At 70.0% G+C, this 257-nt stretch carries 1 pseudogene; it reads right to left on the reverse strand.

The annotated features are described in order from the left end of the window. Positions 1–164: pseudogene (locus tag NVV99_RS26615) on the reverse strand (succinic semialdehyde dehydrogenase); the annotation flags it as partial. Positions 165–257 lie beyond the last annotated feature (93 nt).

Below are 257 nucleotides of genomic sequence, written 5' to 3' on the forward strand. Positions count from 1 at the left end.
CGGTCGATCGCGGCCTTCGCGTCATCGGCCGTGCCGACCGGCACGGTGGCCAGCTCCCGGCCGGTGACCGCCTCGACGACGGGGCGGGTGGTCCGCTCGGCGGCGTCGGGGATCGCGATGAGGTCGGCAAGACGCTGGACGGTCGCAGCGCTCGGAGCTGGCATGTTGCACCCCTACCGGTGAGTCGTACTAGCAGATTCACAATACCTACCCGGGTGCGTGTGTGCTGTCACACAGCCGTGGCGAGGAGGCCCGTC

This window comes from Rhodococcus sp. PAE-6 (assembly GCF_025290685.1).
In the GTDB taxonomy this organism is placed as follows: domain Bacteria; phylum Actinomycetota; class Actinomycetes; order Mycobacteriales; family Mycobacteriaceae; genus Rhodococcus; species Rhodococcus pyridinivorans.